Origin of the sequence: Shewanella sp. SM101, from assembly GCF_025654465.1 — a bacterium.
In the GTDB taxonomy this organism is placed as follows: Bacteria; Pseudomonadota; Gammaproteobacteria; order Enterobacterales; family Shewanellaceae; genus Shewanella; species Shewanella oncorhynchi.
Genome location: NZ_JAKKRH010000013.1, coordinates 88,749 through 104,425, shown reverse-complemented (window position 1 = coordinate 104,425; position 15,677 = coordinate 88,749). Strand labels below are relative to the sequence as shown.

Annotated in this window: 18 protein-coding genes; 13 read left to right on the top strand and 5 right to left on the bottom strand. The window is 44.4% G+C overall.

The window, feature by feature from the left end:
* The first annotated feature begins 173 nt into the window (after nt 1-173).
* The 9 genes from L5M38_RS09360 to L5M38_RS09320 all read left to right on the top strand — a co-directional run bounded on the left by L5M38_RS09360 (nt 174) and on the right by L5M38_RS09320 (nt 9,194).
* Nucleotides 174-1,253 carry a pilus assembly protein PilM gene (locus L5M38_RS09360; protein ID WP_105253014.1) on the top strand — a complete coding sequence of 360 codons (1,080 nt, stop codon included), beginning with the start codon at nt 174-176 and terminating at the stop codon, nt 1,251-1,253.
* The gene (locus tag L5M38_RS09355) at nt 1,241-1,825 is read left to right on the top strand and encodes a PilN domain-containing protein (RefSeq protein ID WP_105250539.1); all 585 of its coding nucleotides are present in this window, start codon (nt 1,241-1,243) and stop codon (nt 1,823-1,825) included. The genes L5M38_RS09360 and L5M38_RS09355 overlap by 13 nt, the downstream gene beginning before the upstream one ends.
* Nucleotides 1,822-2,445 (top strand): type 4a pilus biogenesis protein PilO, encoded by a 624-nt coding sequence (locus L5M38_RS09350; RefSeq protein ID WP_173496129.1) that lies wholly within the window; start codon nt 1,822-1,824, stop codon nt 2,443-2,445. Before L5M38_RS09355 ends, L5M38_RS09350 begins: the two co-directional genes overlap by 4 nt.
* The gene (locus tag L5M38_RS09345; RefSeq protein WP_105250537.1) at nt 2,445-2,960 is read left to right on the top strand and encodes a pilus assembly protein PilP; all 516 of its coding nucleotides are present in this window, start codon (nt 2,445-2,447) and stop codon (nt 2,958-2,960) included. The genes L5M38_RS09350 and L5M38_RS09345 overlap by 1 nt, the downstream gene beginning before the upstream one ends.
* 21 nt (nt 2,961-2,981) lie before the next feature.
* A complete protein-coding gene (locus L5M38_RS09340) occupies nt 2,982-5,033 on the top strand; it encodes a type IV pilus secretin PilQ (RefSeq protein ID WP_113941458.1) in 2,052 nt (683 codons plus the stop codon).
* Between the two features lie 216 nt (nt 5,034-5,249).
* Entirely contained in the window at nt 5,250-5,765 is a 516-nt protein-coding gene (gene aroK / locus L5M38_RS09335) for a shikimate kinase AroK (protein ID WP_006083542.1), read from the top strand.
* A gap of 9 nt (nt 5,766-5,774) precedes the next feature.
* Nucleotides 5,775-6,851: a 3-dehydroquinate synthase gene (gene aroB / locus L5M38_RS09330; RefSeq protein ID WP_263178925.1), complete on the top strand. Its 1,077-nt coding sequence runs from the start codon at nt 5,775-5,777 to the stop codon at nt 6,849-6,851.
* A gap of 18 nt (nt 6,852-6,869) precedes the next feature.
* Nucleotides 6,870-8,306, top strand: coding sequence for an AAA family ATPase (locus tag L5M38_RS09325; RefSeq protein WP_263178923.1), 1,437 nt, complete (start codon nt 6,870-6,872; stop codon nt 8,304-8,306).
* A 48-nt stretch (nt 8,307-8,354) separates the two neighbouring features.
* Nucleotides 8,355-9,194 (top strand): Dam family site-specific DNA-(adenine-N6)-methyltransferase, encoded by an 840-nt coding sequence (locus L5M38_RS09320; protein ID WP_263178922.1) that lies wholly within the window; start codon nt 8,355-8,357, stop codon nt 9,192-9,194.
* 18 nt (nt 9,195-9,212) lie between these two features.
* On the opposite strand, the gene L5M38_RS09315 is transcribed toward L5M38_RS09320, so the two are convergent.
* Together L5M38_RS09315 and L5M38_RS09310 are read right to left on the bottom strand one after the other, a co-directional pair.
* A complete protein-coding gene (locus L5M38_RS09315) occupies nt 9,213-9,398 on the bottom strand; it encodes a DUF2970 domain-containing protein (RefSeq protein ID WP_263178921.1) in 186 nt (61 codons plus the stop codon).
* Nucleotides 9,398-9,763 carry a hypothetical protein gene (locus tag L5M38_RS09310; RefSeq protein WP_105250531.1) on the bottom strand — a complete coding sequence of 122 codons (366 nt, stop codon included), beginning with the start codon at nt 9,761-9,763 and terminating at the stop codon, nt 9,398-9,400. The genes L5M38_RS09315 and L5M38_RS09310 overlap by 1 nt, the downstream gene beginning before the upstream one ends.
* A 276-nt stretch (nt 9,764-10,039) precedes the next feature.
* On the opposite strand from L5M38_RS09310, the gene rpe reads away from it, so the two are divergent.
* The 3 genes from rpe (at nt 10,040) to trpS (ending at nt 12,463) form a co-directional block, all read left to right on the top strand.
* Nucleotides 10,040-10,714, top strand: a complete 675-nt coding sequence (gene rpe, locus L5M38_RS09305; protein WP_263178920.1) for a ribulose-phosphate 3-epimerase — start codon at nt 10,040-10,042, stop codon at nt 10,712-10,714.
* 2 nt (nt 10,715-10,716) lie between these two features.
* Nucleotides 10,717-11,394 (top strand): phosphoglycolate phosphatase, encoded by a 678-nt coding sequence (locus L5M38_RS09300; RefSeq protein WP_131525402.1) that lies wholly within the window; start codon nt 10,717-10,719, stop codon nt 11,392-11,394.
* Nucleotides 11,395-11,464: 70 nt separating this feature from the next.
* Nucleotides 11,465-12,463, top strand: coding sequence for a tryptophan--tRNA ligase (trpS, locus tag L5M38_RS09295; RefSeq protein WP_113941452.1), 999 nt, complete (start codon nt 11,465-11,467; stop codon nt 12,461-12,463).
* A gap of 61 nt (nt 12,464-12,524) precedes the next feature.
* Here trpS and L5M38_RS09290 read toward each other — a convergent pair whose 3' ends face one another.
* Nucleotides 12,525-13,397: a LysR substrate-binding domain-containing protein gene (locus L5M38_RS09290; RefSeq protein WP_173913161.1), complete on the bottom strand. Its 873-nt coding sequence runs from the start codon at nt 13,395-13,397 to the stop codon at nt 12,525-12,527.
* Between the two features lie 119 nt (nt 13,398-13,516).
* Between L5M38_RS09290 and L5M38_RS09285 the strand changes: the two genes are divergently transcribed.
* The gene (locus L5M38_RS09285) at nt 13,517-14,401 is read left to right on the top strand and encodes a DMT family transporter (RefSeq protein WP_263178919.1); all 885 of its coding nucleotides are present in this window, start codon (nt 13,517-13,519) and stop codon (nt 14,399-14,401) included.
* Between the two features lie 73 nt (nt 14,402-14,474).
* Here the strand turns inward: L5M38_RS09285 and dolP are convergent, their stop codons facing one another.
* Entirely contained in the window at nt 14,475-15,041 is a 567-nt protein-coding gene (gene dolP / locus L5M38_RS09280; protein ID WP_105250526.1) for a division/outer membrane stress-associated lipid-binding lipoprotein, read from the bottom strand.
* Complete coding sequence (locus tag L5M38_RS09275; protein ID WP_105250525.1) at nt 15,038-15,631, bottom strand: phosphoheptose isomerase; 594 nt, start codon at nt 15,629-15,631, stop codon at nt 15,038-15,040. Before L5M38_RS09275 ends, dolP begins: the two co-directional genes overlap by 4 nt.
* Nucleotides 15,632-15,677: the final 46 nt, after the last annotated feature.

The following is a 15,677-nucleotide window of genomic DNA, read 5'->3' as shown; positions in this document are numbered from 1 at the left end:
TGTTCTGTTAAGTGCGACAGTATATAAGGCGCACACGTCTTGGTGAAGTAAAAACGTGAGACTCACAAAATAGCATTTGTAAAATGATGAAACATTCGATACAAGTAAGTATAACAAGTTGATTTTGTGCTAATCTCTTTTACTGAAATATAAATAAAAAAGTGACAATGGATATGCTTTCAAATTTATGGAAGCGTCAGGCTCCGCAGATGGTGGGAATCGATATCGGTTCCCATGAAGTTAAGGCCATTTTGTTGAGTAAGACTGCTGACGGATACAAAATATTGAGTCATGCCGCGGTACCCATTAAGAAGGGGGCCGTTAACGATCATGATATTCGTGATGCTGATGCCGTTGTTGAATGCCTTAAGCAAATAAAACGTAGCCTGCCTAAATCCGTTAAATATGCCGCTGTTTCTGTTTCGGGTTCTGCTGTGATGACGAAAGTGATCTACATGGATGCCTCCCTTAGTGAGGAAGAAATGGAGGCACAGATAGAAATTGAAGCCGATAACCTTATTCCGTATTCACTCGATGAAGTTAGCATAGATTTTGAAACGCTAAACGTAAACAGTACCGATCCTACTAAAGTTGATGTGCTGTTGAGCGCATGCCGCACTGATAATATTGATGTCAGAGTCGATGCGCTGGATAGCGTGGAACTTGAGGCTAAAGTGGTGGATGTTGAAGGTTACGCTTTAGGTCGAGCTGCCGAGTTAATTCTGGCTCAGCTTCCAGAAGGAGCGAAACATAAAGCCGTCGCTATGGTTGATATCGGCGCGAATATGACGACTTTCTCTGTGGTTGAATCGGGTGAGACGACTTTTATTCGTGAGCAAGCTTTCGGTGGTGAGCAATTTACTCAGTCGATATTATCCTTCTATGGCATGTCTTATGATCAAGCTGAGAAAGCAAAGATTGAAGGCGACTTACCACGAAATTATATGTTTGAAGTTTTGTCACCTTTTCAAACTCAGCTATTACAACAAATAAAACGTACGCTGCAGATTTATTGCACTTCCAGCGGTAAAGATAAAGTCGACTACCTCGTATTATGCGGTGGAACATCTAAATTAGAAGGTATGGCTAATTTACTGACGAATGAATTGGGTGTTCACACTATTATCGCCGATCCTTTTCAAGGGTGTTTGCATGCCGATGAGTCGGTTAAAAGTGCGCTGCAACCTACAATCAGCAAATATATGGTTGCTTGTGGCTTAGCATTGAGGAGTTACGGTCAATGGCGAACATAAACCTACTCCCTTGGCGAGAAGAGGCGAGAGAAAAACAAAAGCGCGACTATATTGGTATTTTAGCGGCAGTATTTTTAGCGTCGGCGATTTTAGTCTATGTCGCAGTATCTTTATTAGATGTTATGACAGATGAGCAAAAAGCACGTAACGCTTATTTGCAATCGGAAATCAGTCTGCTTGAAACACAAATTTCTGAGATCAAGAAAATTACTGAACGTAAGAAAGATATTGAGCGGCGTACAGAAATTATTCTTAATCTACAGCAATCCCGTAATTTGCCTACTCACGTATTAGATGAGCTTGTTCGAATTGTACCTCCAGGAATATATCTGTCTAGCCTAGAGAAAAAGGGCAGTTTGTTGCTGATTGAAGGGCGTAGTGAATCGAACAATAACGTCGCCAACATGATGCGAAAAGTGAAAACTTCCGAATGGTTAACCGATCCTAATATGCAATCGATCGTGACCCAAAATGAAGAGTTACGGCAATTACAGCGTTTTAGTTTGAGAGTCACTATTAAAGGCGCGAGTGTAGATGAGCCTGAGAAAATGACAAAAGGAGCGAGTAAATGAAACTCGATCTAAGTCAATTTAATGATATCGACTTTGAAAATATTGGTGGTTGGCCAAATCAAGTTAAAACCTTTTTTGCGATCCTTTTAGCACTCTGTGTTTTTGCTGCGGGATATTTCTTGGTCGTCTCCGATTCGGTAGATATTTATACCGCAGAGCAAGATAAAGAAGTGCAGCTCAGAGATGATTTCAAGAATAAGTATCAACTTGCGGCAAATTTAAAACTCTACCGAGAGCAGCTAGCGACGATGGAAGTGCAGTTTGCAGAGTTACTGAAGATGCTGCCCTCTGAAAATGAAATGCCAGGTTTGCTAGACGATTTAACTTTTGTCGCTACGGATGCAGGACTCAAAATTAATAGTTTGAATTGGGAGGCCGAAATTCAGCGGGATTTCTATATTGAGTTTCCAATTAAAATGTCTGTGACGGGAGATTACCATCAGCTAGGTAGTATGGTGAGTGGTGTCGCTAAGCTGCCGCGTATCGTTAGCCTCCATGATTTCACCATTAAGCGAGATGAAGCCGGCAACTTAGCAATGGATATCTTAGCCAAGACATACCGCTTTAAAGAAGGGGCTGAATTACCGCCTGAAAAACCTGCTAATAAGGGGAAGAAATAATGAAATTCTTACCTTTGTTAGCCTTGAGTCTTTTTTTAATGGGTTGTGTTGGCGATCGTAGTGATTTAGAGCTATTTGTTACTACAACCAAAGCGCAACACGTTGCTCATATCCCGCCCTTGAAAGAGCCGCCAAGATTTGAGCACTTTGCCTATCAAGCCGAATTAATGCGTAGCCCTTTTGTACCACCTTCGCGTGAGTTAACGGAAGAAGTTGTTGATACCAGCAAAGATTGTTTACAACCGGACTTAAAGCGTCGAAAAGGACGATTAGAAACTTATCCTTTAGATAATTTAAAAATGCGTGGCACCTTAAGTGAAGCCGATACAACTTGGGCGTTAGTTGAAACAAATGACGGCAGTGTTTATCGGATGGGCGTTGGTGAGTATTTAGGTCTGTTTAATGGACGCATTTCTAAAGTTACTTCACAAAATGTCGAAGTAGTAGAATTAATTCCAGATGGTTCAGGTTGTTGGTCCGAAAGGACGAGCAATTTAGAACTTTCTGGAGAATAACGAGCGAAGGATGAGGGAATAATGAAATCTTCTGCCGCGATAAAAGTCCCGTTAATTTCTTCAGGCTTAATCAAGTCTGTTATTGGGATCGCATTGGTATTTGGAATTTTGCCATCGAGTTATGCTGCAAACCGATTAATGGATGTTAAGTACCATGCCTTGGTTGACCATCAGTTAGAGCTAGAGTTGGTATTTGAAGAAGCGGTAACACCGCCAGTTATTGACTCTAATGCCTCGCCTGCAGAGCTCGTATTAACCTTTGATAATAGTATTTCTGGTTTATCTAAGGATCGCTTACCCATTAATCAAGTCGGTGTAACTGACATGATGACTGAGCAGCAGGATACTCGTCTTAAAGTCACCTTAGGTATGTCCAAAGTGAAACCTTACCAAGGTTCAGTCATGGGTAACTCATATCGACTCACTATTAATGATGAGGTTGCAGGCGCTCAGACTCAGGCAGAAAATCCCTTCGTTAACAGCATTAAAAATATCGATTTTCGTCGTAATGAAAATGGTGGCGGTGAGTTATTAGTCTATTTGAATAACCGCTCGGTTGCCGTTAACGTTGAGCAAGTGGGCGCTAAACTCGAAGTTAAGTTATATAACACTGATATTAATAGTGATCTGCTTTATGTTATGGATGTGAAAGATTTTTCAACACCAGTAAAAAGCTTCGAGACATTTAAAGAAGATCTAACAACGCGCATTTTAGTTGATATTGCTGGGGAATATGAGTTCAGTTATAAGCAAGAGGATAATCTCTTTAGACTCTCGATGAATAAAGTTGAGAGAGTTGCCGCCAAGAAAGATGTTAAAAAATACAATGGCCGTACTTTGTCGCTTAACTTTCAAAATATCCCTGTACGTACTGTTTTGCAGATCATTGCTGACTATAACAATTTTAACTTAGTCACGAGTGATACTGTTGAAGGCAACATCACCTTGAGATTGGATGATGTGCCTTGGGACCAAGCATTAGATTTGATTCTACAAACTAAAGGCCTAGATAAACGTATCGAAGGCAACATCTTAATGGTGGCACCGAGCGAAGAGTTGGCTATTCGTGAAAGCCAAAATCTCAAAAATAGGCAAGAAGTTAAAGAGTTAGCACCTTTGTATTCTGAGTACTTGCAAATTAACTATGCCAAAGCGATCGACATTGCTGAGCTGCTGAAAAGCGCAGATTCTAGCTTACTATCGCCACGCGGCTCAGTCGCGGTCGATGAACGTACCAACACTGTACTTGTGAAAGATACGGCAGAAACGATTGAGAACATCCATCGTTTAGTCGAAGTACTCGATATCCCTATTCGTCAAGTACTGATCGAGTCACGTATGGTAACGGTCAAAGATGATGTCTCTGAAGACTTAGGCATACGTTGGGGCGTAACGGATCAGCAGGGCAGTAAGGGAACCTCTGGTACATTAGAAGGTGCTCAGAGTATTGCCAACGGCATCATTCCAACTCCTGACCAACGTTTGAACGTTAATTTACCTGCGGCGGTGACCAATCCAACAAGTATCGCATTCCACGTTGCTAAGTTGGCAGATGGTACTATTCTTGATTTGGAATTGAGTGCGTTAGAGCAAGAAAATAAAGGTGAAATTATCGCCAGCCCTCGTATTACTACCTCTAACCAAAAGGCGGCTTATATTGAGCAGGGGGTGGAGATACCTTATGTGCAGTCGACTTCAAGCGGTGCAACCTCGGTCACTTTTAAGAAAGCCGTGTTGTCCTTGCGAGTTACACCACAAATTACACCAGATAACCGCGTTATTTTAGATTTGGAAATCACCCAAGACTCTCAGGGCAAGACGGTTGACACACCAACGGGTCCCGCTGTCGCCATCGATACTCAACGTATTGGCACTCAAGTGCTAGTTGATAACGGTGAAACCATAGTCCTTGGTGGTATTTATCAGCAAAACTTGATCAGCCGTGTGAGTAAAGTCCCTATTCTGGGTGACATTCCCTTAGTCGGTTTCCTGTTTAGGAACACAACAGACAAAAATGAGCGTCAAGAGCTACTTATTTTCGTAACCCCCAAAATAGTCGGCGAGAAGATCTAAGCACTTGCTATGTATCGACTAAAGCCAGCAGTGATTGCTGGCTTTATTATTACTGGAATACAATTCTTTGCATAAATAGCGCACATGGCTTGCCATAGTAGACCCTAAGCTGAGATAATCCTCGGTCAAGTCTCATAAGAGCAAGGTAACATATAGGTCGGCTTGATGTTGAGTCGATATAGGCATACTTTTCAATAAGATTCAGACGTACAAGAAATGGCTGAAAAACGTAATATTTTTCTGGTAGGCCCTATGGGCGCAGGTAAAAGCACAATTGGTCGCCATCTGGCGCAAATGCTGCATTTAGAATTCCACGATTCGGATCAAGAGATTGAACAACGCACAGGCGCTGATATTGCTTGGGTGTTTGACGTCGAAGGTGAAGAAGGCTTCCGTCGTCGTGAAGCTCAGGTTATTGCTGATTTGTCTGAGAAACAAGGTATCGTCCTTGCCACCGGTGGTGGTTCAGTACAAAGCAAAGATATCCGTAATCATCTGTCTGCTCGTGGCATTGTGGTTTACCTGGAAACCACTATCGACAAACAGGTTGCTCGTACTCAAAGAGACAAGCGACGCCCATTATTGCAAGTGGATGATCCTCGAGAAGTGTTGGAGAATCTTGCAGAGATCCGTAATCCATTGTACGAAGAAATTGCCGATGTGATTGTCAAAACCGATGATCAAAGCGCAAAGATCGTCGCCAATCAGATCATTGAGCAATTAGGTTTTTAGGCAGAATTTATGAAGCAAATTCAGGTTGATTTAGGTGTACGTAGTTATCCCATTTACATTGGCCAGAATTTGATGAGTGATGGCGAGACCTTGTCTCGCTACCTGCTTAAAAAACGTATTCTTATCGTCACCAATGAAACTGTCGCGCCTATGTATCTTAAACAGATACAAGAGACGATGGCTTCGTTTGGTGAGGTAGAGAGTGTTATCCTTCCCGATGGCGAACAATTCAAAGACTTAGCACATCTAGATACTATTTTTACTGCACTGCTGCAGCAAAACTATGGTCGAGATTCTGTGCTGGTGGCTTTGGGTGGCGGCGTGATTGGTGATATGACGGGCTTTGCCGCGGCATGTTATCAACGTGGGATCGATTTTATTCAAATTCCGACAACTTTATTGTCGCAGGTGGATTCTTCCGTCGGCGGTAAAACGGCTGTTAACCATCCTCTTGGTAAAAACATGATTGGGGCCTTTTATCAGCCACAAATCGTGCTTATCGATACTTTATGTTTACATACGCTTCCAGCGCGCGAGTTTGCGGCGGGAATGGCGGAAGTCATCAAGTATGGCATCATGTGGGATGCTGATTTTTTTCAATGGCTTGAAGATAATGTAACGGCGCTAAAAACCTTAGATGCCGAAGCATTAGTTTATGCTATCTCTCGTTGCTGTGAGATTAAAGCTGATGTGGTTAGCCAAGATGAAACTGAGCAGGGCGTGCGTGCTTTGTTGAATCTGGGTCATACCTTTGGTCACGCGATTGAAGCCGAAATGGGCTACGGTAATTGGCTGCATGGTGAAGCCGTGTCAGCTGGCACAGTCCTTGCTGCTAAAACAGCTAAGGCACTGGGGCTTATCGATGAGTCAATCGTTTGTCGTATCATACAGTTACTACAAGCTTTTGATCTTCCAGTGAGTGCGCCGGAATCTATGGATTTCGACAGTTTCATTCAACATATGCGACGCGATAAAAAAGTTTTAGGCGGTCAGATTCGACTGGTGCTCCCAACGGCAATAGGCCGCGCGGATGTGTTTAGTCAAGTCACAGAATCTACCCTTGAACAGGTTATTCGCTGCGCATAAAAACTGTGTGGTGGGTGAGTGACGTTTCAGGGTTCTGTCTTGCTTCCTTCTCAGGAAGCCCTCATACAAAGAATGCATCATGTTGCCAGTTATAGCGATCAGCTGCTGGTGCTTTCTGGTGTCAGCGGTTCAGGAAAAACGACATTAGTTACCGGATTAGCGACCGATTTTGACGAGTCAAATGCGGCATTTGTGATTTGTCCTATGCATGCCGATAACGCTGAGATACGCCGCAAAATTTTAGTCCAGTTAATTTCATCCCCTATTTTTGACGACGACATTCCCCTTGCCGATACCCTGTTGCGGCTTGCGAGCACGCAAACTAAACCTTTACATATTATTATCGATGATGCGCATTTATTACCTAAGGCGCTATGGGCTGAGTGTATTATTCTCAATCAGATCCAGTGTGCGGGTAAGAATATTGCCGTCACGCTCACGGTTCCACCGGCATTCTTAGCGGACCTATTGCCACAATTACCCGAGCAATTGCGGCGGCAAATATTGCCTATCAGTATTGAGCCGTTAACCATGCCAGAGCGTGAAGCTTTGTATCAAACATTGCTGAGATACAGCGATCAAAACCCTTTTACGCCAAGGGAAATCGTACGCAGTCAGCTTGAGAAGCAAACGGGTACGCCGCAAGAAGTGGTCAATCTGTTAGATAAAGCCTTGCATAGCCCGCAAGAGAAAACATCTTCTTGGATGAAATATAAAGCTGTGATGGTGACAGCTGTGAGCATGTTGTTAGCGCTAGGTATTTGGCTTGGTGTTACTCAACCATTTTCTGAAGAGCAAGCCCTAGAGACTGCGACTTTTCCTGCGATAGATTCACCCGCTTTCTTGTCCTATGGGCAAAAAATCTTAGCCCCCTATTTTGCTCTGCGCACTGAACAATTAAAGTTTGCCACTGTAACCGTGAAAGTTAACGAACTAGATACATCCAAAGCCAAAACAGAACCGGCTGTCGATCCATTAAGTGAATTTCATGGTGAGGCACCACATCCAGAGCCTGATGATGGAGCCTTAGTGAGTGTTGGTGAAGTGAGTAGCAAGTCTTTTGGTGATGATGAGCCAACTGTGGATGCAGAGCCTCAAGCTAAAACGGTAGATGTTCAGTCTCCAGCGCCAGAGGTGGCAAAGGTTGATAAAACAGTTTTGGAACCGCAAAAGCCACTCAAAGGTTATACCGTACAAATAGCGAGTGTTGCTCAGTTAGATACCCTGAGTTCGACATTAAAGAGTCTTGAGAATGTCGAGGGCGTTCGAGTCGCAAAGTATAAACAGCGGTGGGTTGTTCTCGTTGGTCACTACAGCAGTAGCAAATTGGCTTCGAATGCGGCGGCTCAATTGGTTAAGGAGTATCGTTTTGAGCAACCTTGGGTCAGAAAATGGGCCGATTTGAAAGATTATCAAGTAGAAGAAAGTCTCTCAAATCGTGAAATTTCAGAATAAACAGAGTACAATCATGACCTTTATTTTTGTCGGCATTCATCAAGTTAAATGATAAAAAAACACAGAGCCTTCCTTAAGTGGGCTGGCGGTAAATTTAAATTGGTGGATGATTTAGCCAGTTATTTACCCGCAGGAGACCGTTTGGTCGAGCCGTTTGTGGGTGCAGGATCCGTTTTCTTGAATACGGATTATCCTAGCTACCTGCTCTGTGACATTAATCAGGACTTGATCGAGTTATATCAGATAGTGAAGCATCAACCAGAAGCATACATTGCCGCAGCTAAAGCATTGTTTGTCGATAAGATGAACCAAAAGGAAGCTTACTATCAGGTGCGGACCGATTTTAATAAATGTCGCGACCCTTTCCAGCGTTCTGTGTATTTTCTTTATTTAAATCGCCATGGTTTTAATGGCTTATGCCGTTATAACCGTAAGGGTGGCTTCAATGTGCCCTTTGGTTCCTATAAAAAACCTTATTTCCCCGAAAAGGAAATCTGGGCCTTTTCTGAAAAAGCGCAACGTGCTGAGTTTAAATGCATTGGTTACGAAAAAGCCTTTGAGCAGACACGCAGTGGCGATGTTATCTATTGCGATCCACCTTACGCACCGTTATCTACTACATCCAGTTTCACGACATATGTTGGTGCAGGTTTTAGTTTAGACGATCAAGCACTGCTTGCTCGTCATTCGCGCCATACCGCGTTAGAGCGTGGTATTCCGGTATTGATTAGTAATCACGATATTCCATTAACTCGCGAGTTATATCGCGGCGCGCATTTAGCGAAAATTCAAGTGCAACGCAACATTAGCCAAAATGGCAGTGGTCGTAACAAAGTGGATGAGTTGATGGCGCTATATGATGAGAACTACGATCCAAAAGACGACTAGTTTCAACATAAATAACGTTTAGCTAAGCACTTGTCCTACGAGAAACATCAGACTTACCACTAGGATGACAGCTAACACTATGCCCATCACTATGTAGGGCAATGGGGAACTGGTTTGAAAATCTTTTTTACGATTTTCGCTAGTTTGTACCCCGAAAAAGGCGGCAATGGTACTGTGGAATACTTGCCAAATGCGGCTAAGCATTAATAGGCGAGATGCGACGTAGTGGGCTTGAGATCATCCATAGGTTTATCTTGATGACCATGTAATAGCTCAAGTAGATCGACAAAGTGGAACTGACTTGAACGGTTTTTACCTGTAAGCCACGTTTTCCAGCTTAAGGTTTGTGCTTGATCGGCGCAGCGATTATTAGGGTGGCTACTGGGCAGAGCATTGTTGTAACGAGTGTCATTGCTACAAGCGCAAGATGCAGTTTCGGTATTTTCCGTAAGTTTTTCAACGCCAAAAGCTAGCGTGGCCACTACAACTGCAGTAAATGCCAACATCATAGATGACTTAAATGTCACCGACCTAACATAGTGTGAAAACTGACTAAACCGCTCCATCATAACGCTTCCTTTGGAATGAACCAGCACTGCGCCTCGAGTATAACAAACTCGCTTAGTTTATGAACAAAAAATTATCAATTCCAGCCAAAATGCTCGGAAATATTAGCTTATTTTACCGAATCTAAGCCCCAATTTACTGCGATAGCTGCAGAGTGTGCTGCTTTGCTGACATAGGCATAGCGGATCAATTGCCAGAAATGTGGCTTTAGCTATAGAGGCTTAGCTTGGCTCAGGGTAAAATAAGGCACTTTTTATCCAAATAGCAGCGAGTGTTTTATGCGTCCATTCTTGATTGCTCCATCAATTTTATCTGCCGATTTTGCCCGTTTGGGTGACGATGTAAAAGCTGTGTTAGATGCGGGAACCGACGTAGTACATTTTGATGTGATGGATAATCACTATGTTCCTAACTTAACGATTGGCCCTATGGTGTGCCAAGCACTGCGTAACTATGGGATTACCGCTGATATTGATGTGCATTTGATGGTCAAGCCGGTTGACCGTATCGTGCCTGATTTTGCTAAAGCGGGCGCGTCTATTATTACTTTCCACCCTGAAGCCTCTGAGCATGTCGATCGCACTCTTCAGCTCATCAAAGAGTGCGGTTGCAAGGCGGGTCTCGTGTTTAATCCTGCGACACCACTGCATTATCTTGACCATGTGATGGATAAACTCGACGTGATCCTATTGATGTCAGTGAACCCTGGTTTTGGTGGTCAATCCTTTATTCCATCAACCTTAGATAAGCTGCGCCAAGTGCGTGCGCGTATTGATGCCAGTGGTTTTGATATTCGTTTAGAAGTCGATGGCGGCGTTAAGGTCGACAATATCGCCGAAATCGCGGCCGCTGGTGCGGACATGTTTGTTGCGGGCTCGGCTATTTTCGGCAAGCCTGATTATAAGGTCGTTGTTGATGAGATGCGTGCCGAACTTGCTAAAGTTGGGGCATAGCCATGTGGGATAAGATTAAAGCGATTGCGTTTGATCTAGATGGCACGCTGATTGACAGTGTGCCGGACCTAACCGTTGCTACGCAGGAAGCCTTGACTGAGTTAGGTTTGAAGAGCTGCTCTGAGGCGCAAGTTCGTACTTGGGTCGGTAACGGTGCAGAGATGTTGATGCGCCGTGCTATGAGTCATGCTTTGGGTACGGATGTTGAGCAAACAACCCTTGATGCGGCTATGCCGATTTTTATGCATCATTATCAAGAAAATCTTGAAAAGCACAGTGCGCTGTATAGCGACGTGCATCAAGTGCTGCAAACTTTGTTTGATGCAGGCTTTAAGTTAGCGGTTGTCACCAATAAACCCTATCGTTTTACCATGCCATTACTCAATGCTTTTGGGATTAACGACTTTTTCAGCTTAGTGTTAGGTGGCGATACCTTAGCTAAGATGAAGCCTGACCCTTTGCCGCTGCAGCATTTATTGCATGAGTGGCAATTGGAGAAAACTGAGTTATTGATGGTCGGCGATTCTAAAAACGACATTTTAGCGGCGAAAGCGGCTGGGATAGCGTCAATCGGCTTGACCTACGGCTACAACTACGGTGAAGATATTGGCCTCAGTGGCCCAGATGCCGTATGTGAGCAATTTAGTGAGATTCTGAACTGGGTAAAACCTACCAAGTAATGGGGGGTTACCTGTTCTTTAGTCGATTTTTTTTAGTCTTTTTATATATAGATAGTGGAGCAATGACGTAATGACCAAACCCATAGTACTCAGCGGTGCACAGCCGTCCGGCGAATTAACCATAGGTAACTACATGGGTGCATTGCGTCAATGGGTTGCGATGCAAGATAGCCACGACTGCCTGTATTGTGTAGTTGATTTGCATGCCATTACTGTGCGCCAAGATCCTAAAGCATTGCGCGAAGCGTGTTTAGATACCTTAGCCCTGTATTTGGCCTGTGGCGTCGATCCTAAAAAGAGTACAGTGTTTATCCAGTCACAGGTGCCACAACATACGCAATTGGGTTGGGCATTAAACTGCTATACCCAAATGGGCGAGTTGAGCCGCATGACTCAGTTTAAAGATAAATCACAAAAGCACGCTAACAACATCAACGTGGGTTTATTTGGCTACCCAGTGTTGATGGCGGCGGATATTCTGATTTATCAAGCGAATGAAATCCCCGTTGGTCAAGATCAGAAGCAACACCTTGAGTTAACGCGTGATATCGCTACTCGTTTTAACAATGCCTATGGTGATACTTTCACCATTCCTGAGCCGTTTATTCCTGAGCTTGGCGCTAAAGTTATGTCACTGCAGGAGCCGCTAAAGAAGATGTCTAAGTCAGACGATAATCGTAATAACGTTATCGGCCTGCTAGAAGATCCGAAATCAGTGCTGAAGAAGCTGAAAAAAGCCATGACAGACAGTGATGAGCCGCCAGTCGTGCGTTTTGATGTGGATAATAAACCGGGTGTTTCTAACCTGCTGAGTCTCATGTCGGGTGTGACAGGGCAAAGCATTGCGAGCCTAGAAGCCGAGTTTGAAGGCAAGATGTATGGCCATTTGAAAGGTGCAGCAGGTGAAGCGGTTGTGAGCATGTTAGAGCCACTGCAAGAGCGTTACCGCGCGATTCGTAGCGATCGCGCTTACTTAGACCAAGTGATGAAAGCTGGTGCACAGAGTGCGCAGGCGCGCGCCGAAGTGACCCTGAAGAAAGTGTATGAGAAGATTGGTTTGTTAGTGTAATCAATCGATCGATAAATTAAGCCGACGTTCGCGTCGGCTTTTTTGTGCCTGTAAATTCATCCTAAGCCTGTGATTTTAGCCAAGATGAGAAAGCGGCAATCGCAGGTTCTGATAAACGGCGTTGCTTACAAAAGAAGGTAAATTCAAATCCGGTATGCACATCGGGCAGATTCAAGGCGACTAAACGCCCCGTTGTGATATCGCCAGCCACCATAAAGTCCGGCGCTAGGGCTAAGCCTTGGCCAGCAATCGCCGCTTCAATCGCCATCACAATATGACTAAACACATGCTGTTGTTCGTTATCGAGTGGTATTTGGTGCGCCGATGACCACTTATGCCAGTCGAGTCCGAGCGGGCCTTCATCAACCACCAGTAGAGCTTGTTGCTGGAAATTACTCAGGCTTATGTCGCGCCATTTAAGGTAAAAACTGGGGCTGCATACAGGAATTAAACGCTCTTTGTGCAGTAACTGTTGCCAATAGCCACGTTGATTTAGCTTACCGGCGATGAAGATATCCGCGGTGCTGGTGCTTAGGTCAGGATCTTGGGTGATCATCTCGAGGCGAATTTTCACGCTCGGATATTGGCGGCGAAAATCGGCGAGTCTTGGGATCAACCATTTTACTGAGAATGAGCTGTAAACGGCTAGGCAGAGCTGTTGATTTGGCGTATCGCGTACTTTTAAGTTGAGGTCGCTTAACTCGTTGAATATCCTCTCTAACTCTAAAAATAGTCCGTGCCCCTTAGGCGTTAACTGCAGTTTACGCCCCTGACGGTCGAACAGTTGCTCGCCAAAATACTCTTCTAATACTCGCACTTGGTGCGACACTGCACTTTGGGTGATGCACAGTTCATCGGCGGCCTTAGAAAAATGCTGCTGTCTGGCGGCAGCTTCAAACACTTGTAGAGCGCGTAATGGCGGGAGCTTTCTCATGATTTTCAATACCTAAAGGCTTTAGTATGAATTTAATTCATCTAGCATGAGAAAGCATCATTTCAGCTTAAGTTTTGCGAGGATTATCATGCCGCCATTGAGATTTATGGATGTTAAAAATGCAACGCCCAGTAGTTATTGGTTTGATTTTATTGATAGTAGGTAACCTATTCAGTGCCTTCTATGATGTGTCGATCAAGTGGTTACCGGACGATGCGAGTGCCTCGACTTTCCTCCTTGTCAGGCAAATCTCTTCAGTATTTATGTTGTTGCCAGTGTGGCTGTATTCGCAGCGTCCGATGACGACACATATCTCAGTTCACCTTTGGCGTGCCAACATAGGCTCAGTTGGCGCGCTTTTTTTAATTATAGGCTTAATGGCATTGCCGCTCGCGACAGTTAGCTCATTGTTTTACTCTGCACCGCTAATGATTATTTTGATGGGGTATTTCTTCCTGAGCGAGAGGATCACCGCTGCTCAGACAATCTGTACTGGCTTAGGTTTTGTCGGCATCTTGATTATCCTGCGGCCGAGTGAAATGAACTGGTACGGCATTGCTGTGCTGTTTTCTGCTTTTACCTTTGCAGTGAATCAGTTAGCACTTAAAAAAGTGCCCCATGCTGAGCATCCCGTGCTAACGCTAATGCTATATAACTTGCTGGGTATTCCGGCAACGTTAGTGATTGCAGCGTTTCAGGGGATTGAGGGTTTGAGTTGGGAGCTGGTGGGCGTGGCCTTGCTGAGCAACGCATTTTTATTGGTTTATCACTGGTTTTGTGTGTTGGCTTACCGCAAGGCCCAGGCGAGTGATATCGCGATTGCGGAATACACAGGCTTGTTGTTTATTGTCTTTTTAGGCTGGTTGTTGTTCGATGAATGGTTGGATAACTTAAGTTGGCTCGGTGCCGCCTTAATCGTATTGCCTTCGTTGTTTTTACCTTGGCTAGGATCGCTCCTATCAAAATCGGCACCTAAGATAGCAGATACATTCACGGGAAAATAACAGCGAGGTAAAGCCTAAGTGGGCGAGTTAGCTCACCACTTAGGCTCAAGTTTTAAATAGGTAAACTGCAAAATTACTTAGCATACTCAAATACTTTCACCACTTTACGCACGCCAGCAGTATTACGGGCGATATCAACAGCTAAGTCTGCTTGTGAGCGATGAATAACCCCCAGCAGGAAGACTTCACCATTTTCAGTGATGACTTTAATGCGAGTCACATCCAAATCTTTTTCGTTCAGCATGCGGCCCTTCACTTTGGTTGTAACCCAAGTGTCATTGCTGCGGGTGGTGAAAGAGGTTGGATTGCCAATGCGGATTTGATTATGTATTTTGCCGCCGAGCTTAAGATCTTGTACGACCTTGATGGCTTTATCCCTTAACGTAGAGTTAGGGGCTTGGCCTATCATAAGTACATTGCCATTGACGGATACACCTGTGATATTCGTTTGTTTTTTAAGATCTTCTTGCTCTAGCAGTGCGCTGGTGATCTTAAAATCAGTATTGGTATCATCAAGCTGAGTCTTAACAGTACGTTCGTCGTTGGCCATCATAGCGCCACTGACTGCGCCCACCATAACGGCACCGGCGCAGCCTTGAAGCAGCAAGCAAACCATTAACAGCGGGGCAGCGTGTCTCATTGCTGCTCGTCCTGTGGGAAGAGGGTGCGGTCAATATTGTCACACAGGCAATGGATCACCAGTAGGTGCACTTCTTGGATACGTGCAGTGACATTTGAAGGTACACGGATTTCCACATCGTTTACGCTCAGTAGGCCAGCCATAGCGCCGCCATCTTTACCTGTTAGCGCTACGATAGTCATGTCGCGGCTTAATGCGGCTTCAATGGCTTTAATCACGTTACCTGAGTTACCACTGGTCGAGATTGCTAGCAGAATGTCGCCCGGTTGACCTAAGGCAAAAATCTGTTTTGAGAAAATCTCATCATAGCTATAGTCGTTGGCGATAGCTGTGATGGTTGAAGTATCGGTAGACAGAGCGATGGCTGGTAAGGGGGGACGCTCAATCTCGTAGCGGTTTAGCAGTTCTGCTGAGAAATGTTGCGCATCACCAGCACTGCCGCCGTTACCGCAAGCAAGGATTTTATTGCCACCCAAAAGACAGTGCACCATCATCTCGGCCGCTTTGGCGATGGATTCTGGCAGTGCTTCGGCTGCATCGATTTTTGTCTGGATAGATTCAGTAAAGCTGTCTTTAATGCGTTCTAACATGGATAAATCCTTTCAGGATAAAGTGTTGCTATCATGCCATATTTCC